This is a genomic window from Agromyces terreus (assembly GCF_009749465.1).
Taxonomy (GTDB): Bacteria; Actinomycetota; Actinomycetes; order Actinomycetales; family Microbacteriaceae; genus Agromyces; species Agromyces terreus.
This window is the reverse complement of the sequence record NZ_WBIS01000003.1, coordinates 104782-130088: the sequence shown is the minus strand read 5'-3', so window position 1 is coordinate 130088 and position 25307 is coordinate 104782. Positions and strand designations below refer to the sequence as shown.

The following is a 25307-nucleotide window of genomic DNA, read 5'->3' as shown; positions in this document are numbered from 1 at the left end:
CGTCTGCGGCCACGCTACCGAGCGGATGCCGCGCCCACGACGGGTTGACAGAGCGGGCCGGGCGACTCCGGGTCGCGGGGGCCGGGCGTGCGTCAGGCGGGCGCCGCGCCGCCCTCGAACCGGCTCGGGCCGCCGCCCTGCCCGAGCGCCGCCTCGATGCGCGGCAGGTGCTGCTCCTGCACGCCGGCGAGGTCGGCGAGCGGGTACCAGCCGACCTCCGTCATCTCGCCGTCGGCCGGATACGGCTCCCCCTCGACCCACGTGCAGCGGAAGACGAGGTCGAGGTAGTCGACCACGTCGCCGTTGCCGTACGTGATGCGGGGCATCTGGTGCACCCACGCGAGGCGGTCGACGCGGATGCGCACGGCGGCCTCTTCGAGCGCCTCGCGCACCGCGGCATCCGCCGGCTCCTCGCCCGGATCGACGATGCCCGTGATCGGGGTGAGGGCCCCGTTGTCGGAGCGGCGCCCGAGCAGCACCTCGTCGCCCCGCACGATGATCGCGGTCACCCCCACGAGCGAGAGCGGCGCGGTGCCGACGTGGCGGCGGAGTTCGAGCACGAAGTCTGGGGTGGCCATGCGCTCACGCTACGCGCTCCCCCGGCGGAGCCGCCCCGCGGAGCCGCCGGCGGAGCCGCCCCGCGGCACGGGCCCGCGCCGGAATCCCGCAGTACACGTGGAATCCGGATCGAACGGGACTCGGACGGCACAACGGGATTCCTGCGCACAGCGGATGCCGCGGCAGCACGTGCTGCCGCGGCATCCGCGGGTGTTCGGGGCCGGTGGCTAGCCTGCGGCCTCCGTGCGACGGCGACGCAGCGCGACCGCGCCCGCGCCGGCGCCGAGCAGGAGCAGGACGCCGGCGGCCCAGAGCCCGCCCGAGACCTCGGCGCCCGTGTCGGCGAGCCCGGTCGAGTCGCCCGTCGCCGCGGGGGCTGCACCGTCGGCGTCCGAGCCGTCGGATGCCGAACCGTCGGATGCCGCGACGACCGTGACCGGCGCCCAGCCGATCAGCGTGCCGTCGGCCGCCTGGATGACGACCTTGTGCTCGCCGGCGGGCAGCGCATCGGGCAGGGTCACCGTGACGACGCCGTCGAGTCCGACGGCGGCGGATCCGAGCAGCGTCGGCGTCGAGTACACCCACGCCCACACCGTCTCACCGGCGTGCGCGGTGCCCACGTCGACCGGCAGGGCCTCCCCCGGCCGGGCCGACGCCGGCGCGGTCACGCCGCCGCGGTTCGCGTCGGTCAGGAGCGACTCGTCGATCGGCGCCGGAGCGGAGCCCGGGTCCGTCGGGTCGGTCGGGTCCGTCGGGTCGGTCGGGTCCGTCGGGTCGGTCGGGTCGGTCGGGTCGATCGGGTCGACCGAGCCGGCGCCGGGCAGGGTGCCGCTGCGGAGCGCGCCGGGGCGCTCGCCGTCGGCGAACCACCAGACGGGGCGCGAGGTGACGAGCGAGGGGGCGGGCTCCGCCGAGCTCAGCGATGCCGGGGCGGTCGCGAAGCCCTCGTTGTTGAGGTTCGGCATGCCCGCCGGGCGCGCCACGTGCACGATCGCGGGCTCGGCGCCGGTGAACGCGATGCGCGCCGCCTCGCCTTCGCAGCCGTTGTCGCACACGGCCCAGAGCTCGCCGAGCACGGTGTCGTAGTCGAGCGCCATGACGCCGCCGAGGCCCGGGTCGATCGCGGCGATCTGCGCGAAGGAGCCGTCGGCGTTCAGCGCGTAGGCGTACACGACGCCGTTGTCCTCGACCGCGACGAAGAAGAGCCCGTCGCCGTGGCCGGGGTAGTCGGCGGGGTCGTAGACCGCACCCGTGTTCGCGTCGACGAGACCCGCGAGGTCGGCATCCGAGATCCACTCGACCGCCTCGAGGCCCGTGTTCGCGGCCACCTGCGGGAGCGAGGCCGTGAGGTCCCATTCCTGCGCGGCGACGACGTCGGGGCCGGGAGCCTCGGGGTCGACCGCGAGGATCGTGTTCTGGTTCACGCCCTTGTTCGCGTTGTCGCGTTCGGAGGCGATGTAGATGCGCCCGTCGCCGGCGGCCGTGATGCCCTCAGTGTCGGGGCCCGCCTTGCCGGGAGCGGCCGCGTCGCGCTGGAAGCGCACGCGCTTGCCCTCGCTCCACCCGTCGGCGAACGCGACGCCGCCGTCTGCCTCCGCGTCGAGCTTCCAGAACGTGCCCGTGCCGTTGTCGACCGCCCAGAGCACGACCCCGTCGGCCGTCTGCTGGGTGTCGAGCCCCGACGAGTCCTCGATGAACATCGCGGCCTCGTCGACCACCGTCACCTCGGCCGAGCCGGGCCACGCAACCGCGACCGGCTCGGTCGGGTCCGTCGGGTCCGTCGGGTCCGTCGGGTCGGTGCCGCACGCGTTGGCCGCGCCCTTCGTCGACGTCTCGCTCTCCCCGAACTCGCCGGTGCCGTCGGGGCAGCGTGCCCACGTGACGGCGGCGTGCGCCGACCAGCCGTACTCGGCGACCGTGAGCCCGGCCGCATTGCGGACGGTCGCGACATCCGCCCCGCCCAGGCCGAACGAGAAGTCGGTCGCGCCGTCGAAGACGTAGCGCTCACCGGCGGCGAGCACGGTGCCGGATGCCACGGGCGTGACGTCGGCGGCATGACCGACCGGGTCGTTGTCCATGAGGGTCCAGCCCGAGAGGTCGACGGGCGTCGTGCCGGTGTTGACGACCTCGACCCAGTCGGTCGCGTCGCCGTTGGACTCGACCTCGTTGATCGCGATCGCGGGCAGCACGCAGTCGTTCGCGGCACCGGGCGTCACGCGGGCGAGCGCGAAGTCGCCCGTCGCGTCGGGGCAGCGGGCGTAGCTCGCCGCGGCCTCGTCGCCGTCGATGGCCGGGTGGCCGTTCCACGAGGTCTCGTCGAGCAGCGTCGCGGTGCGGTCGTACAGGCGGATCGAGTCGGACCCGCCGATGCCGATCGCGGCCTGGAACTCGAGCGGGGCGCCCGCGGCATCCGCACCGATGGCGGATGCCTCGACGACGAGACGCTCACCCGCGGCGATCGAGGTGCCGGCGGCGAAGAACCACCGGTGGTCGTCGCTGTTGTCGCGCACCTCATAGCCGCCGAGGTCGAGGGCGGCGGTGCCGGGGTTGATGAACTCGATCCAGTCGGCCGGGCCGGAATCGACCTCGTTGATGAGCACCGAACCGGGCGTCGCCGGCGGCTCGGGCTCGTCGCAGAGGTTCGCCGCGCCGAGCGTGACCGCCGTCGCGTGGGCCCAGTCGCCGCCGTCGGCGCAGCGCGACCAGTCGGCGAGCGGCGCGGTCGCCGCGTAGGCGTACGAGTCGACGACGGCGTCGGCCGCGTCGACGAGCACGACCTCGTCGCCCTTGCCGAGCCCGAACGGGAACCCGAGCGGCGTCGCGTCCTTCGCCAGCACGAGGAATCCGCCGGACGCGAGCGTCGTGCCCGCCGGGATCGTGCCCCGCTCGGAGCGCTTGTCGTCCATGACGGCCCAGCCCGACACGTCGACGGCGGCGGATGACGCGTTGAACAGTTCGATCGAGTCGACCGTGCCATGCGAGGCGGTGTCGTAGACGATCTCGTTGACGACGACGCCGGCGGCTGCGCCGTCTGCGGCGAGCGCCGCGCTCGGCAGCGCGAGCAGCGCTGCGCCGGACGCGACGGCGACGGCCGTGAACATCGCGGAGGCGCGGCGGATGGATGGGGAGGACGGCATGGAGGCGCTCCTGACGAGGGGTGAGGGGTCGCCGTCCACTCGACCGCTCGGCGCTGAACGGGAGGTGGCTCCACGGTGAACCGCCGGGGACCGCCCCGTGTCGAGGCGGTGCAGCGCCGTCAGTCGCCGAAGCCCGAGCCCGCCCCGGCGCCGCAGAGCCGCCGGCGAACCCAGTTCGCGGCATCCGCCTGCTCGAGCACGCCGGACCTGATCAGGCCGACGAACTCGATCGCCTCGGCGCTCAGCCGGCCATCGGCGGTGCCGGGGCCGTCGCGCAGCACATGCGTCGTCAACCAGCCGGAGAGGCGCCCGCCGATGCGCACGGTCACCGCGACGGTGCCCGCGAAGTGACGGGCCTGGCCGTCGGTGTCGTCGTCGACCCGCGCCCGGAACCCGCGGCCGCGCAGCCGGTTGCTGCCGCCCGAGGCGGCGTCGGTGATCCACAGCGGCCCGCGGCGCACGCCGCCGACGCGACCGAGCTCCTTCAGGAACCGACGGTTCGAATACCCGCGCTCGGCGAGTCGCTCGATCGATTCCGCGAGGGCGGCGCAGGCGTCCATCCCCCAACCGTACGACGTGGGCCGGAGGGTCAGAGGCCCTCGGCGATCTCCTTGATCGCGGCGAGGCGGCGATCCCACTGGGCGCCGATGGTCTCGAGGCTGCGCGCGGTGTCGCTCAGCTGCGCGCCGATCACGCGGAAGCGGACCTCTCGGCCCACCCGCACGGGTTCGACGAGACCGACCTCCTGGAGCACGACGAGGTGCTTGGCGATGGCCTGCCGGCTCACGGGCAGACGCCCGGCGAGGGCGGACGCCGACGCGTCGCCCTCGCCGAGCGCGGCCAGGATGGACCAGCGGGTCTCGTCGCCCAATGCGGCGAACACCGGGACCAGCGTTCCGCTCGTCACGCGTCGCCCTCGAGCAGGGCGACGAGCTTGTCGAGTTCGGAGACCCAGCCCTCGGCGTGGTCGAGCATGTTCGAGCGGGGGTCGGAGGTGGCGTCGAATCCGGTCTCGACGACGGTCAGCTCGGTGCCGTCGGCCACGGCCTCGAGCGTGAAGGTGAAGACCGTCGACCGCTCGCCGACCTCGGCGGGCAGTTCGCCCGCGGCGTCGTCGTTGCCCCAGCGGTACGAGATGCTGCGCGGCGCGTCGACCGCCTCGATGACGAGCGGCACGCGCCCGTAGTTCTCGAACGTCAGGCTCCCCCTGGCGCCGGGCCCGGAGCCGTCGAGCTCCGCCTTCCCGAACCAGCGGCTGATGTGCTCGGGTTCGGTGATGGCCTGCCACACCCGCTCGACGGCGGCGCCGATGCGGATGGTGCGGCGCACCGTGTAGGCGGCTTCGTCGATGACGGATGCCTCGTTGTCGGTCATGCTCACGATGATCGTTCCTTTCGATGAGAGGTGCAACTCTTCGGTTGCTTCTTGCTGCAACCCCAGAGTTGCACATACTTCCTGCCGATGCAACCGTGAAGTTGCATGTGGGCGCGACCGTCGCCCGCGTGCGTCGGCGCCGACGGCTGACATCCGGGCCACGGCGGCGTAGCGTGTGCCGGGTACGGCGCCGGCCCCGGCGCCGCCGAACGAGGAGGTCACCGATGGCGCAGCTCTCGCCCATCCAGCCGTGCCTGTGGTTCGACGACCAGGCGCGCGAAGCCATGGAGTACTACGTCGAGGTCTTCCCGAACTCGCGCATCGACTCGATCGAGCCGTACCCCGACGAGTCGCTCGACGAGCACTTCGAGGGCATGTCGCAGAAGGTGCTGAACGGGCGGTTCACCCTGAACGGCGTCGGCTTCGTGTGCCTCGACGGCGGGCCGCTCTTCACGTTCAACGAGTCGATCTCGTTCGTCGTGCAGTGCGCCGACCAGGCCGAGATCGACCACTACTGGTCGAAGCTCTCGCACGTGCCCGAGTCCGAGCAGTGCGGCTGGTGCAAGGACCGCTTCGGCATCAGCTGGCAGATCGTGCCCGCGAACATGGGCGAGCTGATCCGGCGGCCCGAGCAGATCCAGACGATGATGCGTCAGAAGAAGATCGTCATCGCCGAGCTCGAGAACGCCTGATCGGATGCCGCGGGGCCGGCGCCGCGGCATCCGGTCGGCCCGCGGCATCCGCTCGGCCCGCGGCATCCGCCACCGTGCTCAGCGGCCGTTGACCTTCTCGATGCGCAGCTCGAGGACGACCCGGTCGGCCTTGTCATCGGGAGCCTGCTGCTCGGGGTTGCCGTAGCGCTTGCCGAGGTGCACGTAGAACGCGCCCTCGGGGTCGGGCGTGACCGTCGCGAGCCGCCCGCGCACCTCGACGTAGCGCAGCGGGTTCTCGGGGTCGAGCGCCTCGAGCGTCATGTGCGGGTTCTGCTGCAGGTTGCGGTACTTCGCGCGCTTCGTCGTGTGCGTGAAGCGGATGACGCCCGCGTCGGCGTCGAGTTCGAACCACATCGGGTTCACCTGCACGGAGCCGTCGGGCCGCACGGTCGCGAGGTGCCCGAAGACGGGGGCGTTCAGGATGCGGGCGGCGTGCTCGTCGAGTTCGATCGTCATGCCACCAGTCAACCGCACGCGCGGCGCCCACGCCCGCCTCCGCTCGCGCCGCCGCGGGTTCTCGACCCGAAATCGGCGCCTGAGTGCCGAATCGGCGGCACCGTTTGCGCACTCACGCGCCGATTCCGCACTCGGGCGGTCAGATCTCGGTGTGCGCGGCGGCCGCCCTGCGGTAACGGTCGGCGTAGACCCCAAGCAGGTCGCGCAGCTCGGGCGGCGACTCGACCGTGAAGTCCATGCCGAGCATGCCGATATACGCGGCGACCGTGTCGAGGCTGTCGGCGCCGGTGAAGGAGCATCGATTCGTCGGCCGAGATCTCTTCGACGATGCCGAACGCCGGATGGATGCGATCGAGCACCGCGGATGCCGCGGCCGCCACGCGCAGGCGGGCGTGCACCGGCTCGCCGGCGACATCGCGGCGTTCTTCGCCTCGCGGCGCTGAGGCGTCACGCGCGGTCCACCCCTGGCGGAGGAATCCCGTTGTCGCGCCGGAATCCGATTCGCACGGGATTCGGATGCCGCAACGGGATTCCCGGGCGTGGTGGGCCGGGCGGAGCGGGCCGGGCGTCAGAGCTCGAGCGTGTAGAAGACGCTGTTGGGGTCGAGCACGTACGAGCCGAACGGCGGGCACACCGAGAATCCCGCCTTCTCGTAGAGCGAGCGGGCGGGCGCGAAGAACGGTTCCGTGCCGGTCTCGAGGCTGACGCGGGCGTAGCCTCGGGCGCGCGCCTCGTCGAGGACGTGCTCGAGCAGGCGGCGACCGAGGCCGCGGCCTCGCGCCGCGGCATCCGCTCGCATGGACTTGAGCTCGCCGTGCACCGGCGAGAGCTCCTTCAGCGCGACGCAGCCGAGCACCGCGGCGCCTGCCCCCTCGCCGTCGGAGACCGCCCAGAACGTGACCGTCGGGTCGGCCAGGCCGCCCACATCGAGCGCGTGCACGCTCTCGGCGGGCGAGGTGGCGTGCATGTCGGCGAGGTGGTCTTCGAGCAGGCGCAGCACGCGCGGGTCGGCGAGGTCGGCGAGGTCGATCACGAGTTCGGGCACCCGACTATTCTGCGACGACCGGATGTCGCGGGTGTTTCACGGGTCGGTGCGGGCTGGCGGATGCCGCGACACGCCGCCGTGCGCGGGCGGCACGCCGCGGCATCCGAAGGTCTTCAGCCCAGCGTGACCGGGCCGGCTACAGCGCCCCCGTCGCCGGCGTCTCGCGCACGCGCCCGCCGCCCTCGAAGACGAGCAGCCGGTCGGCGAGCTTGTCGACGAAGAAGCGGTCGTGCGACACGACGACGACGGCGCCCGGGAAGTGGGTGAGCGCGCGCTCCATGACCTGGGTCGACGTGATGTCGAGGTGGTTGGTGGGCTCGTCGAGCACGATCACCGCGGCGCCCGAGAGCAGGCACTGGGCGATCGCGACGCGCGCCCGTTGCCCGCCCGAGAGGGTGCCGATCTTCTGCTGCAGGTCGGCCTCGGAGAACTGCAGCATCGCGAGGAACCGGTTGACCGACTTCTTCGTCGCGGTGAACGCGAGCGAGTCGGGGTAGGCGTTCACGGCGTGGCCGACCGAGTCGGCGAGGTCGAGCTCGGCGTACACCTGGTTGTACGACACGAACCGGGCGCCCTTCGCCCAGCGCACGGTTCCGGCATCCGCCTCGGTGACGCCCGTGAGCACGTCGAGCAGCGTCGACTTGCCCGAGCCGTTCGAGCCGAGCACCGCGACCCGGTCGCCGCGCTTGAGGTCGAACGAGACGCCCTCGAAGAGCGGCTCGCCGCCGAATCCCTTGGTCAGGCCGGTGACGGTGAGCAGGTCGTTGCTGACCCGCAACCCGTCGTAGATGCCCGTGATGATCTGGTCGATGGGGCGCGGCGCCCGTCGCTTCTTGATGTCGGCGAGCCGGCGGGCGACCGCGTTCGACGGGTTGCGGGCGGCCTCGCGGCGTGCGGCCGACGCGGCCTGCTCGTAGGCCAGCAGCTCCTCCTCGTGGGCGAACTGCTTCTCGAGCATCTTCAGCCGCGACTGCTTCGCGTGCACGTAGGCCGAGTAGTCGCCCTCGTACTCCTGCAAGCGGTAGTTCTCGACCTCGATGATGCGGGTGACGACCCCGTCGAGGAACTGCCGGTCGTGCGAGACGACGAGCACGGCGCCGGCAAAGCCCTGGAGCCAGTTCTCGATCCACTTGACGCCGTCGAGGTCGAGGAAGTTCGTGGGCTCGTCGAGCAGCAGCACGTCGGGCGACTGGATCAGGATCTGCGCGAGCGCGGCCCGGTTGCGCCATCCGCCCGACAACCGCCCGACGGGCAGGGCGCGGCGCTCGGAATCGAAGCCGAGGCGCGTGAGCACCGTGTCGATGGTGGTCTCGTAGGTCCAGCCGCCGATGTGGTCCATGCGCTCGAACAGCTCGCCCTGCTCGGTGAGCAGGCGCGTCATCTCGTCGTCGCCCATGGGTTCGGCCAGCGCCGTGCCGATCTCGTCGAGGCGCGCCTGCGTCTCGTGCACGTCGGCGAAGTGCGCGCTCAGCGTCTGCTGGATGGACTGCTCGCCGTCGAGCTCGGAGAACTGCGAGAAGTAGCCGATGGTCGTGCCGAGGGTCACGTCGCGGGTGCCGCTGGTGGGTTCGCGCCGGCCGAGCACGACCTCGAGCAGGCTCGTCTTGCCCGTGCCGTTCTTGCCGATGAGGCCGACGCGGTCGCCGGCCTTGAGCTTGAGGAACGCCTCCTTCAGCACGGGGCGCCCGTCGAACTCGATGCCGACGTCGTTCAGGCGGATCAGGCTCACGACGCGGCTCCCCGCGGCGAGAACTCGAGCACGACGCGGCGCTTCAGCGCCCCGGTGAGGCGCGAGGTCGCGGTGAGCGCCCAGTAGAGGAACCCGTACTTGCGGCCGAAGACGCGGTAGGCGCGGGTCGCGAACTCGAGTTCGCCGTCGACGATGCGTGCGGAGAGCGGATGCCACGGGCCCGACACCTCGCCGCGCATCGAGCAGGCGGCGAGCTCGACATCCGCGTTCCGGCGGATGCGCTTGACCTTGTAGGTCGTCTCGTCGGTGAAGGCGAGCAGCCGCCCCTCGACGGAGGCGACCCAGACGGGCGTGTCGACGTGCCCGCCGTCGCGCTTGAAGCTGCGCAGGCTCACGTAGGTCTCGTCGCCGAGGGCGCGCATGGCGGGCTCGGCGAGCGGGGCGGGTTCGGCGAGCGGGGCGGGCTCGGCGGACGGCTCCCGGGGCGTCGACTCGGACTCGGGCAGCTCGGACTCGGGCATTGGATCCTCTCAGATGCGGCTTCGCGGGCCGCGCACGACTCTAGCCGCCGCCGCTGACGTTGGGTTGCGTTGCGTTGCGCCCGAGCGGATGTCGGCGGGCGGCGGTAGCGTCGGAGAACCGTCGACGAGGGGAACACGATGACCGACGACCGCACCGCCGCGCTCGAACTGCTCCGCACGCGTCTCAGCGGCACGCTCGTGCTGCCGGGCGAGCCCGACTACGACGCGGCACGCTCACCGTGGAACCTCAGCGTCGACCAGCACCCTGCGGCGGTCGTCGTGCCGGCCGACGTCGACGAGGTGCGGGCCGTCCTCGCGACGGCTGCGGAGGCCGGCCTCGGGGTGACGACCCAGCCCAACGGTCACGGCGCCGACGACGACCTCGAGGGCGTCGTCCTCATCCGTCCGTCGGCCTTCGACGAGATCACCGTCGACGTCGAGGCACGGGTGCTGCGCGTCGGCGCCGGCGTCAACTGGGGTGCGGCGCTGCAGGCGCTCGACGGCACCGGGCTCATCGCGCTCGCCGGGTCGAACCCCGAGGTCAACGTCGTCGGGCTCGCGATCAACGGCGGCCACTCGATGTTCAGCAGGCGCCACGGGCTCACGGCCCGCTCGATCGTCGCCGTCGATCTCGTCGACGCCGCGGGCGGGCTGCGCCGCGTCACCGATGCCGACGACGGAGAGCTCATGTGGGCGCTGCGCGGCGGAGGCGGGGGGTTCGGCGTCGTCACGGCGATCGAGCTCGCCCTGCACGAGGGTTCCGAGCTGTTCGGCGGCTCCCTCGTGTTCCCGGTCGAGGCGGCGGTTCCCGTCATCTCGGCCGCGTTCGCGCTGGCCCGAGACGTGCCCGAGCTGGGCCTCGACATCGGCATGATGCAGTTCCCCGACCTGCCGGTGATGCCGCCCCACCTTCGCGGGCGCATCGTCGCCTCGATCGCACTCGTGCACGTCGGCGACGAGATGACCGGCCGCGGGTACGCCGACCGGCTGCTCGCCGTCGCCGAGCCCATCGCGAATTCGCTCACGACGTTCACGATCGGCGCGCTCGCCGCGGTCGCCGGCGAACCCGTCGATCCGATGCCGACGGCCGATTTGGGTGCGGCCATCGGCGCCGACGACGACGCGTTCGCGGCGGAGTTCGTCGAGGCGTTCCTCGCTGGAGCCGAGCGGGGTCTCCTGCGCTGCGGCCTGCGGGCCATGGGCGGCGCGACCGCCGAGGGGCAGGGCGCCGAGCTCGCGGCCGTCGGTGCGATCCGTGCGCCCCTGCTGCTCAGCGCGGGAGTGCTGCTGATGAACCCGGCCATCGACCCGGTCGCGGCGCTGCAACCGCTGCGAGCGCTCGTCGAGCGGCACGGCGTGCACGGCGGAGTGCCCTCGATGCTCGGCCCTGGCCCGCTCGCCGACGCTTACGGGCCCGCCGTGCTCGATCGGCTCGCCGAGGTGAAGCAGCGGGTCGACCCCTCGGGGCTCGTCCGCGGAAACCGCGCGATCCGCGCGAGCTGAGACGGCGCCGCTCCCGGCGTGCGCTCAGCCCTCGTCGAGGAACGCGATCGCGCTCTCGCGGAACTCGCGCGAGACGGGCGCGTTGAAGTGGTGCCGCCCGGGCAGTTCGACGAATCGGCTGCCGGGGGTGGCATCCGCCAGGGCCCGCGAGCGCTCCAGGATCGCGTCCTCGCTGCCGGTCGCGAACAGCACCGGCTGCGTCGGCGGGTTCGAGGGGTCGGGGTCGGCGTCCTCCACGAGCCGCATGCCCTCGGCGAGCGCGATGAGGGCGCGCAGGTCGTTTCCGGGAACGCGCTCGGTCAGCGTGACGTAGTTGCGGGTGACCTGGTCCTCGACGGCGGTGCCGTGATCGACGTAGGCGCGCGCCTGATCGATCTGGAGGCGCGCGAGCGGCCGCCCGTCGGGGATGCCGCCGAGCACCGCCCGGTCGACGCGCTCGGGGTGCGCGACCGCGACCTGCCAGCCGACGCGGGCCCCGAGCGAGTAGCCGGCGTAGTGCACGCTGTCGAGCAGGTAGGTGTCGAGCACCGTGACGATGTCCTCGACGAAGAGGTCCATGACGTAGGCGCGGTCCAGGTACGGCTTGTCGCTCGCCCCGTGCCCGCGCTGATCGATCGCGAGCACCCGGTAGCCGGCCCTCGTGAGGTCGCGCACCCAGCCCGTGTTCACCCAGTTGTCGCGCGCGCTCGACGCGAACCCGTGCACGAGCAGAACCGTGTCGGCGGTGTCGTCGCCCCACGAGTACGTCGCGATGCGACGCCCGTTGGTGCTCATGACGAACTGCGGGTCGGGAACCTCGGTGATGCCGGGGATGTCGGGGATGCCGGTGGCCATACGGCCCATCATGCCGTCATTCGCAATTCAGGATGGCGCGCGCGTGTCGCGGCGCGCCATGCGCCAACACGCCGGGCGACACGTGCGCCATCCTGAATTGCGTGGGCTGGGCCGGGCGGGGCGGGCACGGCCCGGGTGGCCCGGGCGGAGCGGGCACAGCTTGGGCGGCCCGGCTCAGTCGAGATGGAAGACCTCGGGGATCTCCATCCACCACTCGCCCTCGGCGCGCTCGGCGAACGGACGCTGGAGCGGCTCGCACACCGACCACCAGCGCTGCGTCTCGGGGTCGGCGGCGATCGCCGCCATGTCGGCCTCGAGGTCGTCGCCGACGTACTCCATGTAGGAGAAGAGCTCGTCGCCGTGGCGGTAGATCGAGTAGTTGCGCACGTTGCTCGCGGTGAGGCGTTCGAGCACCGCGGGCCAGACCTCGGCGTGCAGGCGCTCGTACTCCTCGCGGTGCTCGGGCGGCAGTCCGATGACCGACGCGAGGCGCTTCACGAGCGGGCTCCGGCGGGGCGGGGCCGCAGGTGCGAGACGCCGCCGTCGACGTCGAGCGCGGTGCCCGTGGTCGACACCGAGCGCGGGCTCGCGAGGTACGCGATCGCGGCGGCGACCTCCTCGGGGGCGACCATCTTGCCGGTGGCCTGCCGTGCGTCGAGGGCGGCGCGCTCGGCGACGGGATCGGCGAAGCCCTGCAGCATCCGATCGACGAAGGGGGTGTGCACCGTGCCGGGGCAGACGCAGTTGACGCGGATGCCCTCGGCGACGTGGTCGGTGGCCATCGCGTAGGTGAGGGCGAGCACGGCGCCCTTCGACGCGGAGTACAGGGCGCGCTGCGGCAGGCCGTTGAGCGCGGCGATCGAGCAGACGTTCACGACGGATGCCGCGTCCGAACGCCGCAGCCACGGCAGCGCCGCCGTGGTGACGCGGGCCATGCCGATGACGTTGACGTCGAGCACGCGGGTCCATTCGGCGTCGTCGTTCTCGGCGACGGTGCCGACGGCGCTGATGCCGGCGTTGTTCACGAGGATGTCGACGCCGCCGAAGCGCTCGGCGACCGCGGCGACGGCCGCCTCGACCGACGCGCGGTCGGTGACGTCGGCCGTGAAGCCGACGAGGGGTTCGGGCAGGCCGTCGAGGGCGCGATCGAGCACGGCCACCGCGGCGCCGCGTCCGGCGAGCTCCTTCGCGGTCGCGAGGCCGATGCCCGACGCGCCGCCCGTGACGATCGCGACGAGGCCGGCGAACTCGCCCGCGCCGCTCATGCCTGCACCAGCTTCTGGCTCGCGCGGCCGAGGCCGTCGATCTCGAGGTCGACGACGTCGCCGGCCCGCAGGTACGGGTTGCCCTCGATGCCCAGCGCGACGCCCGCCGGCGTGCCGGTGTTGATGAGGTCGCCGGGGCGCAGCACCATGAACTGGCTGAGGTACCAGATCACGTGCGCGACGGAGAAGAGCATGTTCGCGGTGCTGCCGGCTTGGCGAGGCGTGCCGTTGACCCAGAGGCGCAGGCCGAGCGCCTGCGGGTCGGCGACGTCGGCGGCCGGCACGAGCACCGGGCCGAGCGGGTTGAACGTCTCGCAGCTCTTGCCCTTGTCCCACTGGCCGCCGCGCTCGAGCTGGAACTCGCGCTCCGAGACGTCGTGCGAGACCGCGTAGCCCGCGACGTGCGCGAGCGCCTCGTCGGGCGAGGCGAGGTAGCGCGCGGTCGTGCCGATGACGACGCCGAGCTCGACCTCCCAGTCGGTCTTCACCGAGTTCCGCGGAATGAGCACGTCGTCGAACGGGCCGACGACCGTCGACGGGTCCTTCATGAAGATCACGGGCTCGGCGGGCAGCGCTGCCCCGGTCTCTTCCGCGTGGTCGCGGTAGTTCAGGCCGATGCAGACGACCTTGCCGGGCGCGGCGATGGGCGCGCCGACGCGCAGGCCGCCGGCGCCGTCGAGCTCGGGCAGCGTGTCGAGCGCTGCGGCGACACGGGCGATGCCGTCGGCCGCGAGGAACGCGCCGTCGAAGTCGGCGGTGAGCGAGCGTGCGTCGAGGGCGCGGTCGCCGACGCGCACGACGGGGATCTCGGAGCCGGCGTCGCCCAGTCGGGCGAGGGTGAACGGTTCGGTCATGGGGTGCCTTTCGATCGGGAGGTGCTGCGGGGAAGTCGGGGTCGGTGCGGGGAAGTCGGGGTCGGTGCGGGTCAGTCGGCGAGCGAGTAGAAGCGGCGGGCGGTGCCCAAGAGGATGTCGGCGCGTTCCGCGTCGCCGAGTTCGTCGAAGAGCTGCGACATGCCCCGCCAGACGCGGGTGTAGCCGCCCGCGATGAGCGAGACGGGCCAGTCGCCGCCGTACATGAGCCGGTCGGCGCCGAAGGCGTCGAGGGCGTGGTCGAGCACGGGGCGCACGGCGTCGACGGTCCAGCCGGCCGGGTCGCCGGTCGCGGCGTAGAGGCCCGAGACCTTGGCGTGCACGCGCGGGTTCTCCGCGACCGCGGCGATCAGCGAGGCCCAGGGCTGCCAGGCGCCGGTGCCGAACGCGTCGTCGACGCCGATCGGCGGTTTGTTGAGGTGGTCGATGACGAGGTCGAGTTGCGGATGCCGCGCCGAGATCTCGAGCACGGCCTCGAGGTGCTCGGGCAACACGCCGACCACGTCGAACGGCACGCCGGCCGAGGCAAGCAGGCCGAGGCTCTCGTCGACGTCGGGGCGGCGCAGCCAGTGCGGGTCGGACCGGTCCTGGATCAGGTTGCGCACGCCGCAGAACAGCGGCCGCCGTCGCAGCTCGGCGAGGCGTTCGGCCGCCCGCGCCGGGTCGTGCAGGGGCACGTAGCCGACGATGCCGCGCACGACGGGCGTGCCGTCGGCGGCGGACTGCGCGGCGACCTCGAACATGTGGTCGGTCTCGTCGTCGTTGTCGGCGGCCTGCACGAGCACGGTGCCGGTCACGCCGGCCGCGGCGAACTCGGGCAGCACCTCGCGCATCTCGATCGTGCGGTGCAGCACGCCGGCCTCGGGCGTGAGCCACGCGTACTCGGCGCGTTCGAGGTTCCAGACGTGCTGGTGGGCGTCGATGATCTCGGTCATGCGGACTCCTGTCCAATTGATCTGACGAATTCACGTACCGGCTGCCTGCGGTCGCCTAGGCTGTGCCCATGACGAGCGAGCACGCCCTGCCGGACGGCGCCCCCGCGGCATCCGACCCTGCCGACGGCCCCGCGCGATCGCGCGCTCAGGTCGTCATCGACGGCATCCGTCAGATGATCACGAGCGGCGAGCTCACCGCAGGGTCGCGCCTGCCGATCGAGCGCGAGCTCGGCGCGAGGCTCGGCGTCTCGCGCGGGCCGTTGCGCGAGGGCGTGCGCGCGCTCGTGATCCTCGGCATCCTCGAGACCCGGCAGGGCGACGGCACCTACGTGACCTCGCTCGACGCGGCGCGCCTGTTCGAGCCGCTCGGCATGCTCGCCGAACTCCAGAGCCCCGAGAACAGCGTTCACCTGCTCGGCGTGCGACGCGTGCTCGAACCCGAGGCGGCCGCGCACGCGGCGCTGCGCATCGGCGACGAGGAGCTCGAGGAGGCCGGCCGCATCCTCGACCGCGGCGAGGCGCTCCTGGCCGACGACGAGATCGACCTCGAGGGCACGATCGACGTCGACACCGAATTCCACCGGCTCATCGCCACGGCGAGCGGCAACCCCGCGTTCGCGGCCATCATCGACGCGCTCGTGAGCCGCACGGCCCGCGCCCGCATGTGGCGCGCGATCCACCAGCACGACGCCGTGCACGCCACGCAGCGCGAGCACCGCGCCATCCTCGACGCACTCGCGGCACACGACCCCGACCGGGCGCGCATCCGCATGCAGGTGCACGTGCTCGGGGTCGAGGAGTTCACGGCGAGCCAGTTCGGCGGCGCCGAGGGCGAGGCGGAGGCCGCGGCATCCGCCCTCGCCGACGACGAACCCGCGGCGTCCTGACGAAGTACCGCGCGGGGGGCGCGTCTCAGGCATCGCGCAGCAGTCCCCGCTCGATGAGGCTCGCCCAGAGCTCGTCGGGCACGTCGACGGCCGCGCGCTCGATGGTCTGGTCGACCTGGTCGGCGGTGCGCATGCCGACGACGACCGAGACGACCGACGGATGCCGCAGCGCGAACGCGAGCGCCGCCTCGGGCAGGCTGACACCGAACCGCTCGCACACGTCGGCGATCGCGTTCGCCCGTGCGATGACCTCGGCCGGCGCCTGCGCGTAGTCGTAGCGCGCGTCGGCCGGCGGGCGGGGGCGCGAGAGCAGCCCCGAGTTGTAGACGCCGGCGGCGACGATGCCGACCCCGCGCTCGGCCGCCGCGGGCAGCAGGTCGTCCACCGCGCCCTGCTCGAGCAGCGTGTAGCGGCCGGCGAGCATGACGAGGTCGATGTCGTGGCGCAGCACGAACTCGGCGGGCATGGCCGACTGGTTCATGCCCGTGCCGACCGCGCGCACGACGCCCTCGTCGCGGAGTTCGATGAGCGCGGGGATCGCGGTCGCGTGCGCCTCGGGCCCGTGCTCGTCGGGGTCGTGCAGGTAGGCGATGTCGATGCGATCGGTGCCGAGCCGCTCGAGGCTCTCGTCGATCGAGCGGCGGATGCCGTCGCGGGTGAGGTCGAACCGCCGATGCTCGGTCGCCGGCACGTCGAAGCCCTCGTCGTCGCGGGCGACCCCGTCGTACGACTCGTTCGGCACGATGAGGCGGCCGACCTTGGTCGAGAGCACGTACTCGTCGCGCGGGTGCGAGGCCAAGGCTGCCCCGAGCCGTCGTTCGGAGAGGCCGAGACCGTAGTGGGGGGCGGTGTCGAAGTACCGGATGCCGCGGTCGAACGCCGTGGCCACGGCGGCGGCGGCCTCGTCGTCGGTCGTTGCCCTGGCCAGGTTGCCGAGCTGCGCGGCGCCGAAGCCGAGTTCGGTGAGCGACAGGCCGGACGGCAGCGTGCGACTCTTCATCGAGTTCCTCCAGGCGTGAGAGCGGATTCCTAAAGGTTAGATGATTTCGGGCACTGTGGCTATTCGTCTGGCATAATCGGTGCGATGCGGGCCGATTGGTCTCCTCAATCCGCCCATCGATTGGAGGATCAATGCTGACCGCCGCGTACACGGGCCATCGGACCATCGACGTCATCGAGGCCGAGCCGCAGCCGCCGGCCGCGGGGCAGGTGCGCATCCGCGTCGCCTACGTCGGGCTGTGCGGCACCGATCTGCACATCCTGCACGGCAGCATGGACGCCCGGGTGCAGACACCCCTCGTGTTCGGCCACGAGATGAGCGGCACGGTCGACGCGCTCGGCGAGGGCGTGGTCGGGTGGGAGGTCGGTCAGCCCGTCACCGTCATGCCGCTCGCGTGGGACGGCACCTGCCCCGCCTGCCTCGCGGGCAACGAGCACATCTGCCAGAACCTCGACTTCATCGGCATCGACTCTCCCGGCGCGCTGCAGGCCTTCTGGAACGTGCCGGCCGACGTGCTCGTCGCCCTGCCCGACGGCGTCGCCCTCGACGCGGCCGCGCTCGTGGAGCCCGTCGCGGTGGCCGTGCACGACGTGCGCCGCGCCGAGATCACGGGCGGCGAGAAGGCGGTCGTCATCGGCGGCGGCCCGATCGGGGTGCTCATCGCGACCGTGGCCCGTGCATTCGGCGCCGAGGTCGCCGTGATCGAGCTCGACCCCGCCCGGCGTGCGCAGATCGCGGGCCTCGGCTTCGCGACCCTCGACCCCCGCGAGACCGACCAGGTCGCCTGGGTCGAGGAGTGGACCGGCGGAGCAGGTGCGGATGTCGTGTTCGAGGTGTCCGGTGCCGCGCAGGCCGTGCTCGGCGCGACCTCGCTCGCCAAGGTGCGCGGCACGCTCGTCGTCGTCGCGATCCACCCGACGCCGCGCGAGATCGACCTGAAACGTGTGTTCTGGCGGGAGCTGCGCATCCTCGGCGCTCGCGTCTACCGTCGCACCGACTTCGAGCGCGCGGTCGAGCTCGTCGCCGACGGCACCATCCCGAGCGACCTGCTCATCACGAAGATCGTGCCGCTCGCCGAGACGCAGGCCGCGTTCGAGGACCTCGAGGCCGGGCGGGCGATGAAGGTGCTCGTCGACGTGCAGGTCGGGCAGGAGGCATCCGCATGAGCGCCCTCTTCGACCTCACCGGCACGACCGCCGTCGTCACGGGCGCCAAGCGCGGCATCGGCTTCGCGATGGCCGAGGCCCTCGCCGAGGCGGGCGCCGACATCATCGGGGTGAGCGCCACGATCGAGCCCGAGGGCAGCGCGATCGGCTCCGCCGTCGAGGCGCACGGACGCCGGTTCGAGGCCCGCACCGTCGACTTCGCCGACCGCGAGGCCGTGGTGGCGCTCGGCGAGGAGTTCCGCGCCCGCGAGATCGGGGTGCTCGTGAACAACGCCGGCACCATCGAGCGGGCGCCCGCCGCGGAGCATCCGCTCGAATGGTGGGACCGCGTCGTCGAGGTCAACCTCTCGAGCCAGTTCGTGCTGACGCAGGCCGTCGGCAACGGCATGCTCGAACGGGGCCGCGGCAAGGTCATCTTCACGGCGAGCCTGTTGAGCTTCCAGGGCGGCATCAACGTGCCCGGCTACGCGGCGGCCAAGTCGGGCGTCTCGGGCCTCGTGAAGGCGCTCGCCAACGAGTGGACCGCGCGGGGCGTGACCGTCAACGGCATCGCCCCCGGGTACATCGCGACCGACAACACGCAGAACCTGCGCGACGACCCCGAGCGCTCGAAGGCGATCCTCGACCGCATCCCCGCGGGTCGATGGGGCCGCGCGGACGACCTCGCCGGCGCGACCGTGTTCCTCGCCTCCCCCGCGTCCGACTACGTGTCGGGCATCATCCTGCCCGTCGACGGCGGGTGGCTCGGGCGCTGAGCGGCAAGCTCAGTCGTTGATCCGTCGATCTTTGCCCGACTCGGCGCCCCGAAGGGCGAAGATCGACGGATCGAGTTCACCGCGCGGCGAGGCGACGCGCGGCGACGCGCGGCGAGGCGACGCGCGACCGCGCTACGCGTCGAGCAGGCCTCGCGCGGCGAGCGAGCGGTAGAGCGCGTCGATGCCGAAGGTCCAGGGCTCCGCGGCATCCGTCGACCGCACGCGGTTCACGAGGGCGCCGAGGCGCCGCTCGGCGATGCGCACGACGTCGCCGTCGCGGTGCGTGAAGCCGCGTCCGGGCACGTCGCGGTCGTCGACCGGGGCGAACATCGTGCCGAGGTAGAGCACGAAGCCGTCGGGGTACCGGTGGTGGGCGCCCACGACCTGCCCGACGAGGTCGGCGGGGTCGCGGCTGATGCGCGCGAGTTCGCTCGTGCCGTCGAGTCGGTAGCCCTCCTCGCCGTCGATCGAGAGGCGCACGACCGAGTCCCGCAGGTCGTCGAGCGAGTACGAGTCGTCGAACAGGCGGATGAACGGCCCGACCGAGGCCGACGCGTTGTTGTCCTTCGCCTTGCCGAGCAGCAACGCGCTGCGGCCCTCGATGTCGCGCAGGTTCACGTCGTTGCCGAGGCTCGCGCCCACGATGCGCCCCTCCGAGCTCACGACGAGCACGACCTCGGGTTCGGGGTTGTTCCACTGCGAGGCGGGCAGCACGCCCACGTCGACGTGGGTGCCGACCGTTGCGAGCACGGGCGCCTTGGTGAACACCTCGGCGTCGGGGCCGATGCCGACCTCGAGGTACTGACTCCACCACCCGCGTTCGAGGAGCAGCGCCTTGAGCGCGGCCGCCTCGTCGGAGCCGGGCTTCAGCGCGTCGAGGGATCCGCCGATCGTGGCGAGGATCTCGGCGCGGATGGAGGCTGCGGCGTCCTGGTCGCCGCGCGCCCGCTCCTCGATGACGCGTTCGAGCATCGACACCGGGAAGGTCACGCCGGCGGCCTTCACGACGTGCAGGTCGATCGGCGAGGCGATCCACGGGCGGGCCGGATCGCGCGTCTCGGGCGGGGTGTTCGCGACGAGGTCGTCGAGGGTGCCGAGCACCGGGCCGGCGGCCGCGGCGAGCGCGGCGACGGGGTCGGCGTGCTCGGTGAGCGCGCGCATCGTGGCGAAGCTGCGCGACACGTCGACGACGCCCTCGGGGCGCAGCACGACCACGGTGGGGCCGTCGGCCGTCCAGGCGCGGCCCACGAGGGTCGCGCGATCGGCGTCGTCGGGCAGGATGTCGCGGGCGTCGGGCCAGGTCATGATGCGGTTCCTCGTGGTCGTCATGGTCATCGTCGAAGTCGGTGATGCGCTGTGGCGCGAGTGCAGGCGGGGACGCGCTCAGCGCCGGTGGAACTCGCCCGCGCGCTTCTCGGCGAACGCGGCCCGCCCCTCGGCGGCGTCCTCGGTCGCGAAGGTCACGGTCTGCAGGTCGCGCTCGTAGCGCATGGCCTCATCCTGCGTCATGTTGAACGCGGCGCGCAGGTTCGCCTTGGCGGTCTCGGCCGCGATGGGCGGGCGCGACACGATCACCCGGGCGAGCTCGACCGCGCGCTCGAGCAGGCGGGAGGGTTCGACGAGCTCGCTCACGAGCCCCCATCGCAGCGCCGTCTCGGCGTCGATCGGGTCGCCCGTCATGAGCATGACGGCCGCGTTCGACGGGCCGATCGAGTGCGCGAGGAACGTCGACATGCCGCCGCCGCCGATCCACCCGAGCTTGATCTCGGGGGCCGCGAAGCTCGCGGTCGTCGAGGCGAGGCGGATGTCGCAGATGAGCGCCGTCTCGAGGCCGCCGCCGAACGCGTACCCGTTGATCGCGGCGATCACGGGTTTGCGCGCGGCGCGGATCGCGTCGCAGTAGTCGGTGCGATTGCGGAACTCCCACGGGGTGGCGTAGTCGTCGAGCGTGCGGATGTCGGAGCCCGCGCAGAAGGCCCGCTCGCCCGCCCCCGTGAGCACGATCGCACGCACCTCGGCTGCGGCATCCGCGTGTTCGACGAGCCGTTCGAGCGCCTTCGACATCTCGGGCGTGACGGAGTTGAGCTTCGCAGGCCGATCGATGGTGATGACGGCGACGTGCCCGTCGACCTCGATGCGCACGTGTTCGCTGGCGGACTCGATCATGGGCGGCTCCGTTCGGGGGTCGACGCGAGCGCGTCGAAGCGGGCGTTGACGGCGGCGACGGCCGCGCTGGGCGAGGTGCGGTCGAGCAGGGCGTCGCGCAGCAGGGCGGATGCCTCGGACTGGAACGGCGTGTATCCGGCGACGCGCGGGCGCACCCACGACTGCTCGATCGTCGCGAGCGTGCGCCGGTAGAAGTCGCCCGAGGCGGCGTTCACCTCGGCGGACTCCCATGCCTCGCGCAGGCTCGGCTGGCCGTCGTGCTCGGGGATGAACCCCGTCTGCGCGCGCGACGAGAGCAGCGCGGCGAGGTGGGCGAGCAGGTCGCGCGAGGGCGTGCGGCGCGTGGTGATCGCGATGCCGGTGCCGCCGATCGTCGATCCGCGGCGGCCGCCCGGCGTCGCGGCGGGCGCGTCGTCGAAGCGCAGCGCGCCGATGCCCGACGCGTAGTTCACGTACCCGTAGACGAGCGGGATGTACGCGAGGTCGCGCTGCCTGCGCATGCGCTCGAGCAGGCCGATGGGGTTCAGCGTCGCGGTCTCGGGCGGGATGCCGCGGGCGAGCGTCGCGAGCAGGTCGAAGGCCGCCTCGCCGAGGTCGGCGTCGACGATGCCGCGGCCCGGGATCGTGCGCGGTTCGACGCCGTCGGCCGCCCCGAGCGCGACGCACACCGACTGGAACGTGAGCAGCGCGTGCGGCCCCGCGAGGCTCAGCGCCACGGGCTCCGACTCGGCGAGCGCGAGCACGTCGTGCCAGGTGTCGGGCGCGACGTCGACCCGTTCGGGCGCGCTGACGGCCACCTGCGTGGCCGCGTCGAGCGGGAGCGCCCAGAGCCGGTCGTCGACCGTGTACGAGGCGGCGCTCGGGCCGACGGCGTCGGCGCGCAGGCGCGCGACGAAGTCCCGCTGGTAGAGGTCCTCGATCGGGCGGATCGCCTCGGCCGCGAGCGCGTCGCCGAGGTGCGGGTGGTCGAGCACGATCACGTCGTAGCGTTCGGCGAGCTCCCCGATCGGCGCGGACTCGAACCCCTCGAGCGAGTGCACGTCCCATTCGATGAGGGGCTGCCCCGCGGCATCCGTCGTCGCCCGCGCTGCGGCCTCGAGCGCGTGGCGTCCGCGCGGGTGGTCCCACGTGAGGCCCCGGTAGTCGGGCATCAGACGCCGACGACGGCGTTCGCGGTCGCCCGTGCCGCGCCCGAGGCGAGGAGTGCGTCGATCGCGGGCTCGTCGAACCCGGCCTCCGCGAGCACCTCGCGGGTGTGCTCGCCGACGAGCGGGGCTCCCCGGTAGAGCTGCGGCGGCGTCGCCGAGAACCGATACGGGAACCCGGGGGTCTTCACCCGCCCCTCGGTGGGGTGCTCGTACTCGATGAAGGTGCCGTTGTGCACGATCTGCGGGTCCTCGACGAGCTGCGCGTAGTCGTTCACCGGGCCGATCCACATGCCGGCCGCGCCGAGCGTCGCGATCCAGTGCGCGGCCGTGTTCTGCCGGAGCTTCGCCGCGGTGCGGGAGTGGATCTCGTCGCGGCGGGTCCACCCCTCGACCTCGCTCGACCAGCCCTCGAACGCAGGCTCGTCGATGAGGCGGCCGAGCTCGTGCAGGTCGGCGAAGGCGAGCGCGACGTAGCCGTCGCTCGTCTCGAAGACGCCGTACGGGGCGCGGATGTAGACGTGCGCGTGCGGTTCGGCCGAGCGCTGCTGCGCCTTGCGGCCGACGGTGAACACCGAGAGCTCCTGCATCTGCAGCGTGGTGAGGGCGTCGAGCATGTTGACCGTCACGAGCTGCCCCTCGCCCGTGCGCTCGCGGTGCAGCAGCGCGGCGAGCACGCCCTCGAACGCGGTCGACGCGGTGATCGCGTCGGCGAGGTACTGCCCGGCGGGCGAGGGCTCGTCGCCGTCGCGGCCGGCCGAGAACATCGCGCCCGACATCGCCTGGAGCAGCAGGTCCTGGCCCGGCCGGTCGCGGTACGGCCCGTCTTCGCCGTAGCCCGAGATCGACACGTAGACGATCGACGGGTTGACCGCCTTGAGCGACTCGTAGTCCACCCCGAGGCGGGCGGCGACGCCCGGCCGGTAGTTCTGCAGGAACACGTCGGCGCCAGCGACGAGCTCGCGGAGCGCGGCCTTGCCCTCGTCGGCCTTCAGGTCGAGGGCGACCGAGCGCTTGTTGCGGTTCAGCGAGAGGAACGACACGTTGATCTCGTTGCCCCCCGCTCCCCCGGCTGCGGCGTGGCGCTGCCACTCGCCCGTCGTCGGCTCGACCTTGATGACGTCGGCGCCCAGGTCGCCGAGGCGCTGAGCCGCGAAGGGCCCCGCCATGGCGATCGAGCAGTCGATGACCCGGTATCCGGCGAGCACGCCCCGCGCGCCCGCATCCTGCCCCGTCATGCGGCCTGCTCCTCGTCGTGCACGTTCACTTCGGTCCCTCCCGCAGCGGCGCTGCGCAGCATGGCGTCGATCAGTTCCACCGAGCGGGCCGCGACCTCGACATCGGAGTGGTTCTCGGTGCTCGCCCCGGTGATGAGGTCGATGAACCGGTTCGGCGGCACGACGCACTCGTAGGCGCCCGCGCCGGGCTCCACCTCGATGTCGAAGCGCGCGCCGTCGTAGCGGTGCACCCACGCGCGCTCGCGCTCGGTGTCGAGCATGAGCACGCCCTCGGTGCCGAAGATGCGGATGTCGACCTGGTACGGGTCGCCGTCGGGCACCGTCGCCGCACCCGAGAGCGAGCCGATGGCGCCGCCGTCGAACGTGATCACCGCCGCGTTGAAGAGGTCGACCGCGGCACCGCCGTTCGAGGTCTTCGCCATGACGGATGCGGCGCGCAGCCCGCTCAGCCAGAACAGCAGCGCGCTCGAGTGGGTGACCTGCCCGTGGGCGTAGCCGCCGCCGCGCGCGGGAGACTGCCAGGTGCTCGGCTCGGGGCCGCTCGTCTCGGAATCCCACAGGGCGCGGATGTGGTTCGTGTCGCCCGCGAACAGCCCGCGCGTGGGCGAAGCCATGTTGCAGGTCACGTGCTGGATCTCGCCGAGGTGGCCGGCGTCGGCGAGGCGCTTGGCCTCGACGATGAACGGCTTGTAGTTCCATCCGTATGGCGCGAGGAAGTGCACGCCGTGCTCGCGCACCTTCGCCGCGAGGTCCCAGCCCTGCGCGGCGTCGAGGGTGACGGGCTTCTCGACGAGCACGTGCAGCCCGCGTTCGATCGCGGCGACGGCCTGCGGGTGGTGCAGGTCGTGCGGGGTGGCGACGACCATCGCGTCGAGGTCCTGCGCGAGCAGCTCGTCGTAGTCGGTCGTGGCCATGCCGAAGCCGAACTGCTCGCGCACGGTCTCGAGCTCGGGCCCGATGCCGCACACGCCCACGAGCTCGACGTCCTCGCGCGCGGCGAAGATCGGGAAGTGGTTGCTCGTCGCCCACCAGCCCGCGCCGACCGCGCCGAGGCGCACCTTCGCGGTCATCGCGCCCACCGCCAGGTGCGGCGGCCGGTCGCGTCGGTATCGGATGCCGCGAGCCCGCGCTGCTCGAGCCGCTCGAGGTTGCCCGTCACCGGGAACACCGAGTAGTCCAGCGCATCGGCACCCCACGGCCCGAGGTCGGAGCCCGCCTCGCGCACGAGTTCGAGCGTCGTGAGCGGCGCGGCCGCGGCATCCCTCGACCGCAGCAGTTCCGTCATGATCTCGTCGATGCGCTCGGTGTACGCCTCGCTCTCGTCGAGGAAGCGTGCCACCGCCTCGCCCTCGTAGACGGGGTAGTGCGCCGTGAGCAGCAGTTCGGCGTCGAGCGCGCGGAACGCCCGCAGGCTCTCGACGTACGGGTCGGTGTCGCGGTACGTCGGCGGGAACGCCGGGCTGCCGTCGGCGAGCATCACGGTCGTGCCGAGCGTGGCGTCGCCGATGAGCAGCGCGCGGTTCGCCTCGTCGTGCACGGCGACGTGGCCCGGGCTGTGCCCCGGCACGTGCAGCACGCGCACGCTGCGCCCGCCGAGGTCGAACGTCTCGCCGCCCGACACCCGACGGTCGACGGGCACCAGGTCGGAGACGCTGCGCAGGTACGCGGTGGTCTCGGGCGGGTCGTCGAACCCGTCGGTGTCGCGGAACTCGCCGTAGCGCACGTCGATGAGGCGCTGCACGTCTTCGACGAGCTCGGCGTCGAGCTCGTGCGCGACGATCTCCACCGTGGGGATCGCCGCCTTGAGCGCGCCGTTGCCGCCCGTGTGGTCGAAGTCGCAGTGCGTGTCGACCGCCCAGCGCAGCTTCTCGCGCGGGATGCCCGCAGCGTCGAGGTAGGGCAGCAGGTGGTCGGTGATGCTGTCGCGCACGCCCGTGTCGACGAGCAGCGCGGCGTCCTCGCCCACCAGCAGGTACAGCGCGACGAAGCGCTCGCCGAGCGGGGCCTGGATGCGGTGCAGTCCGGGTCGGAGTTCCACGTTCGTCCT

27 protein-coding genes are annotated in these 25307 nt (G+C 72.6%); 6 read left to right on the top strand and 21 right to left on the bottom strand.

Annotation, left to right across the window (positions count from 1 at the left end):
• Window positions 1-92 precede the first annotated feature (92 nt).
• From GQQ92_RS09205 to GQQ92_RS09185, 5 genes are all read right to left on the bottom strand, one after another.
• Window positions 93-578, bottom strand: a complete 486-nt coding sequence (locus GQQ92_RS09205) for an NUDIX hydrolase (protein WP_156998957.1) — start codon at window positions 576-578, stop codon at window positions 93-95.
• A 207-nt stretch (window positions 579-785) separates the two neighbouring features.
• Window positions 786-3695, bottom strand: a complete 2910-nt coding sequence (locus GQQ92_RS09200) for a lamin tail domain-containing protein (protein WP_156998956.1) — start codon at window positions 3693-3695, stop codon at window positions 786-788.
• A gap of 119 nt (window positions 3696-3814) precedes the next feature.
• The gene (locus GQQ92_RS09195) at window positions 3815-4255 is read right to left on the bottom strand and encodes a hypothetical protein (protein ID WP_156998955.1); all 441 of its coding nucleotides are present in this window, start codon (window positions 4253-4255) and stop codon (window positions 3815-3817) included.
• A gap of 29 nt (window positions 4256-4284) precedes the next feature.
• Complete coding sequence (locus GQQ92_RS09190) at window positions 4285-4602, bottom strand: ArsR/SmtB family transcription factor (protein WP_156998954.1); 318 nt, start codon at window positions 4600-4602, stop codon at window positions 4285-4287.
• On the bottom strand, window positions 4599-5069 hold the full coding sequence (locus tag GQQ92_RS09185; protein ID WP_156999130.1) for an SRPBCC domain-containing protein: 471 nt from the start codon (window positions 5067-5069) through the stop codon (window positions 4599-4601). Before GQQ92_RS09185 ends, GQQ92_RS09190 begins: the two co-directional genes overlap by 4 nt.
• Window positions 5070-5293: 224 nt before the next feature.
• On the opposite strand from GQQ92_RS09185, the gene GQQ92_RS09180 reads away from it, so the two are divergent.
• On the top strand, window positions 5294-5761 hold the full coding sequence (locus GQQ92_RS09180) for a VOC family protein (protein WP_156998953.1): 468 nt from the start codon (window positions 5294-5296) through the stop codon (window positions 5759-5761).
• 78 nt (window positions 5762-5839) lie between these two features.
• On the opposite strand, the gene GQQ92_RS09175 is transcribed toward GQQ92_RS09180, so the two are convergent.
• Window positions 5840-6238, bottom strand: coding sequence for a PPOX class F420-dependent oxidoreductase (locus GQQ92_RS09175; protein ID WP_156998952.1), 399 nt, complete (start codon window positions 6236-6238; stop codon window positions 5840-5842).
• A 287-nt stretch (window positions 6239-6525) separates the two neighbouring features.
• Between GQQ92_RS09175 and GQQ92_RS09170 the strand changes: the two genes are divergently transcribed.
• The gene (locus GQQ92_RS09170) at window positions 6526-6681 is read left to right on the top strand and encodes a hypothetical protein (protein WP_156998951.1); all 156 of its coding nucleotides are present in this window, start codon (window positions 6526-6528) and stop codon (window positions 6679-6681) included.
• Between the two features lie 125 nt (window positions 6682-6806).
• On the opposite strand, the gene GQQ92_RS09165 is transcribed toward GQQ92_RS09170, so the two are convergent.
• From GQQ92_RS09165 to GQQ92_RS09155, 3 genes are all read right to left on the bottom strand, one after another.
• A complete protein-coding gene (locus tag GQQ92_RS09165) occupies window positions 6807-7283 on the bottom strand; it encodes a GNAT family N-acetyltransferase (RefSeq protein WP_232057602.1) in 477 nt (158 codons plus the stop codon).
• 136 nt (window positions 7284-7419) lie between these two features.
• Window positions 7420-9012, bottom strand: coding sequence for an ABC-F family ATP-binding cassette domain-containing protein (locus tag GQQ92_RS09160; RefSeq protein ID WP_156998950.1), 1593 nt, complete (start codon window positions 9010-9012; stop codon window positions 7420-7422).
• Window positions 9009-9494, bottom strand: a complete 486-nt coding sequence (locus GQQ92_RS09155; protein WP_156998949.1) for a PPOX class F420-dependent oxidoreductase — start codon at window positions 9492-9494, stop codon at window positions 9009-9011. The genes GQQ92_RS09160 and GQQ92_RS09155 overlap by 4 nt, the downstream gene beginning before the upstream one ends.
• Window positions 9495-9632: 138 nt before the next feature.
• Here GQQ92_RS09155 and GQQ92_RS09150 point away from each other — a divergent pair, with 138 nt between their 5' ends.
• The gene (locus GQQ92_RS09150) at window positions 9633-10997 is read left to right on the top strand and encodes an FAD-binding oxidoreductase (RefSeq protein ID WP_156998948.1); all 1365 of its coding nucleotides are present in this window, start codon (window positions 9633-9635) and stop codon (window positions 10995-10997) included.
• A gap of 24 nt (window positions 10998-11021) precedes the next feature.
• Here GQQ92_RS09150 and GQQ92_RS09145 read toward each other — a convergent pair whose 3' ends face one another.
• From GQQ92_RS09145 to GQQ92_RS09125, 5 genes are all read right to left on the bottom strand, one after another.
• Window positions 11022-11843, bottom strand: coding sequence for an alpha/beta fold hydrolase (locus tag GQQ92_RS09145; protein WP_232057601.1), 822 nt, complete (start codon window positions 11841-11843; stop codon window positions 11022-11024).
• Window positions 11844-12005: 162 nt separating this feature from the next.
• Complete coding sequence (locus GQQ92_RS09140) at window positions 12006-12329, bottom strand: L-rhamnose mutarotase (protein WP_156998946.1); 324 nt, start codon at window positions 12327-12329, stop codon at window positions 12006-12008.
• Complete coding sequence (locus GQQ92_RS09135; RefSeq protein ID WP_156998945.1) at window positions 12326-13096, bottom strand: SDR family NAD(P)-dependent oxidoreductase; 771 nt, start codon at window positions 13094-13096, stop codon at window positions 12326-12328. The genes GQQ92_RS09140 and GQQ92_RS09135 overlap by 4 nt, the downstream gene beginning before the upstream one ends.
• Window positions 13093-13950, bottom strand: a complete 858-nt coding sequence (locus tag GQQ92_RS09130) for a fumarylacetoacetate hydrolase family protein (RefSeq protein ID WP_156998944.1) — start codon at window positions 13948-13950, stop codon at window positions 13093-13095. The genes GQQ92_RS09135 and GQQ92_RS09130 overlap by 4 nt, the downstream gene beginning before the upstream one ends.
• 71 nt (window positions 13951-14021) lie before the next feature.
• Window positions 14022-14903 (bottom strand): amidohydrolase family protein, encoded by an 882-nt coding sequence (locus GQQ92_RS09125; RefSeq protein ID WP_156998943.1) that lies wholly within the window; start codon window positions 14901-14903, stop codon window positions 14022-14024.
• 68 nt (window positions 14904-14971) lie between these two features.
• Between GQQ92_RS09125 and GQQ92_RS09120 the strand changes: the two genes are divergently transcribed.
• On the top strand, window positions 14972-15790 hold the full coding sequence (locus tag GQQ92_RS09120; RefSeq protein ID WP_156998942.1) for a FadR/GntR family transcriptional regulator: 819 nt from the start codon (window positions 14972-14974) through the stop codon (window positions 15788-15790).
• A 25-nt stretch (window positions 15791-15815) separates the two neighbouring features.
• Here the strand turns inward: GQQ92_RS09120 and GQQ92_RS09115 are convergent, their stop codons facing one another.
• Window positions 15816-16790 (bottom strand): aldo/keto reductase, encoded by a 975-nt coding sequence (locus tag GQQ92_RS09115; protein ID WP_156998941.1) that lies wholly within the window; start codon window positions 16788-16790, stop codon window positions 15816-15818.
• Window positions 16791-16921: 131 nt separating this feature from the next.
• On the opposite strand from GQQ92_RS09115, the gene GQQ92_RS09110 reads away from it, so the two are divergent.
• Together GQQ92_RS09110 and GQQ92_RS09105 are read left to right on the top strand one after the other, a co-directional pair.
• Window positions 16922-17956, top strand: a complete 1035-nt coding sequence (locus GQQ92_RS09110) for a zinc-dependent alcohol dehydrogenase (RefSeq protein WP_156998940.1) — start codon at window positions 16922-16924, stop codon at window positions 17954-17956.
• Window positions 17953-18711, top strand: coding sequence for an SDR family oxidoreductase (locus GQQ92_RS09105; RefSeq protein WP_156998939.1), 759 nt, complete (start codon window positions 17953-17955; stop codon window positions 18709-18711). The genes GQQ92_RS09110 and GQQ92_RS09105 overlap by 4 nt, the downstream gene beginning before the upstream one ends.
• Before the next feature lie 132 nt (window positions 18712-18843).
• Here GQQ92_RS09105 and GQQ92_RS09100 read toward each other — a convergent pair whose 3' ends face one another.
• The 6 genes from GQQ92_RS09100 to GQQ92_RS09075 are packed head-to-tail and all read right to left on the bottom strand — an operon-like array spanning window position 18844 to window position 25298.
• Entirely contained in the window at window positions 18844-20046 is a 1203-nt protein-coding gene (locus GQQ92_RS09100; RefSeq protein ID WP_232057600.1) for a fumarylacetoacetate hydrolase family protein, read from the bottom strand.
• A 48-nt stretch (window positions 20047-20094) separates the two neighbouring features.
• Window positions 20095-20877 (bottom strand): enoyl-CoA hydratase/isomerase family protein, encoded by a 783-nt coding sequence (locus GQQ92_RS09095; RefSeq protein WP_156998938.1) that lies wholly within the window; start codon window positions 20875-20877, stop codon window positions 20095-20097.
• Window positions 20874-22028, bottom strand: coding sequence for a type 2 periplasmic-binding domain-containing protein (locus GQQ92_RS09090; protein WP_156998937.1), 1155 nt, complete (start codon window positions 22026-22028; stop codon window positions 20874-20876). The genes GQQ92_RS09095 and GQQ92_RS09090 overlap by 4 nt, the downstream gene beginning before the upstream one ends.
• Window positions 22028-23260 (bottom strand): CaiB/BaiF CoA transferase family protein, encoded by a 1233-nt coding sequence (locus GQQ92_RS09085; protein WP_156998936.1) that lies wholly within the window; start codon window positions 23258-23260, stop codon window positions 22028-22030. Before GQQ92_RS09085 ends, GQQ92_RS09090 begins: the two co-directional genes overlap by 1 nt.
• A complete protein-coding gene (locus GQQ92_RS09080; protein ID WP_156998935.1) occupies window positions 23257-24330 on the bottom strand; it encodes a Gfo/Idh/MocA family protein in 1074 nt (357 codons plus the stop codon). Before GQQ92_RS09080 ends, GQQ92_RS09085 begins: the two co-directional genes overlap by 4 nt.
• Window positions 24327-25298: an MBL fold metallo-hydrolase gene (locus GQQ92_RS09075; protein ID WP_197738174.1), complete on the bottom strand. Its 972-nt coding sequence runs from the start codon at window positions 25296-25298 to the stop codon at window positions 24327-24329. The genes GQQ92_RS09080 and GQQ92_RS09075 overlap by 4 nt, the downstream gene beginning before the upstream one ends.
• Between the last annotated feature and the right edge of the window lie 9 nt (window positions 25299-25307).

Bases quoted from the DNA above. Each gene is read 5' to 3' on its own strand.
- GQQ92_RS09200 (WP_156998956.1), bottom strand. From the start codon at position 3,695: ATGCCGTCCTCCCCATCCATCCGCCGCGCCTCCGCGATGTTCACGGCC.
- GQQ92_RS09115 (WP_156998941.1), bottom strand. From the start codon at position 16,790: ATGAAGAGTCGCACGCTGCCGTCCGGCCTGTCGCTCACCGAACTCGGC.
- GQQ92_RS09110 (WP_156998940.1), top strand. From the start codon at position 16,922: ATGCTGACCGCCGCGTACACGGGCCATCGGACCATCGACGTCATCGAG.
- GQQ92_RS09195 (WP_156998955.1), bottom strand. From the start codon at position 4,255: ATGGACGCCTGCGCCGCCCTCGCGGAATCGATCGAGCGACTCGCCGAG.
- GQQ92_RS09205 (WP_156998957.1), bottom strand. From the start codon at position 578: ATGGCCACCCCAGACTTCGTGCTCGAACTCCGCCGCCACGTCGGCACC.
- GQQ92_RS09100 (WP_232057600.1), bottom strand. From the start codon at position 20,046: ATGACCATGACGACCACGAGGAACCGCATCATGACCTGGCCCGACGCC.
- GQQ92_RS09120 (WP_156998942.1), top strand. From the start codon at position 14,972: ATGACGAGCGAGCACGCCCTGCCGGACGGCGCCCCCGCGGCATCCGAC.
- GQQ92_RS09080 (WP_156998935.1), bottom strand. From the start codon at position 24,330: ATGACCGCGAAGGTGCGCCTCGGCGCGGTCGGCGCGGGCTGGTGGGCG.
- GQQ92_RS09090 (WP_156998937.1), bottom strand. From the start codon at position 22,028: ATGCCCGACTACCGGGGCCTCACGTGGGACCACCCGCGCGGACGCCAC.
- GQQ92_RS09085 (WP_156998936.1), bottom strand. From the start codon at position 23,260: ATGACGGGGCAGGATGCGGGCGCGCGGGGCGTGCTCGCCGGATACCGG.
- GQQ92_RS09125 (WP_156998943.1), bottom strand. From the start codon at position 14,903: ATGACCGAGATCATCGACGCCCACCAGCACGTCTGGAACCTCGAACGC.
- GQQ92_RS09150 (WP_156998948.1), top strand. From the start codon at position 9,633: ATGACCGACGACCGCACCGCCGCGCTCGAACTGCTCCGCACGCGTCTC.
- GQQ92_RS09130 (WP_156998944.1), bottom strand. From the start codon at position 13,950: ATGACCGAACCGTTCACCCTCGCCCGACTGGGCGACGCCGGCTCCGAG.
- GQQ92_RS09185 (WP_156999130.1), bottom strand. From the start codon at position 5,069: ATGACCGACAACGAGGCATCCGTCATCGACGAAGCCGCCTACACGGTG.
- GQQ92_RS09155 (WP_156998949.1), bottom strand. From the start codon at position 9,494: ATGCCCGAGTCCGAGCTGCCCGAGTCCGAGTCGACGCCCCGGGAGCCG.
- GQQ92_RS09180 (WP_156998953.1), top strand. From the start codon at position 5,294: ATGGCGCAGCTCTCGCCCATCCAGCCGTGCCTGTGGTTCGACGACCAG.
- GQQ92_RS09095 (WP_156998938.1), bottom strand. From the start codon at position 20,877: ATGATCGAGTCCGCCAGCGAACACGTGCGCATCGAGGTCGACGGGCAC.
- GQQ92_RS09135 (WP_156998945.1), bottom strand. From the start codon at position 13,096: ATGAGCGGCGCGGGCGAGTTCGCCGGCCTCGTCGCGATCGTCACGGGC.
- GQQ92_RS09175 (WP_156998952.1), bottom strand. From the start codon at position 6,238: ATGACGATCGAACTCGACGAGCACGCCGCCCGCATCCTGAACGCCCCC.
- GQQ92_RS09105 (WP_156998939.1), top strand. From the start codon at position 17,953: ATGAGCGCCCTCTTCGACCTCACCGGCACGACCGCCGTCGTCACGGGC.
- GQQ92_RS09145 (WP_232057601.1), bottom strand. From the start codon at position 11,843: ATGATGGGCCGTATGGCCACCGGCATCCCCGACATCCCCGGCATCACC.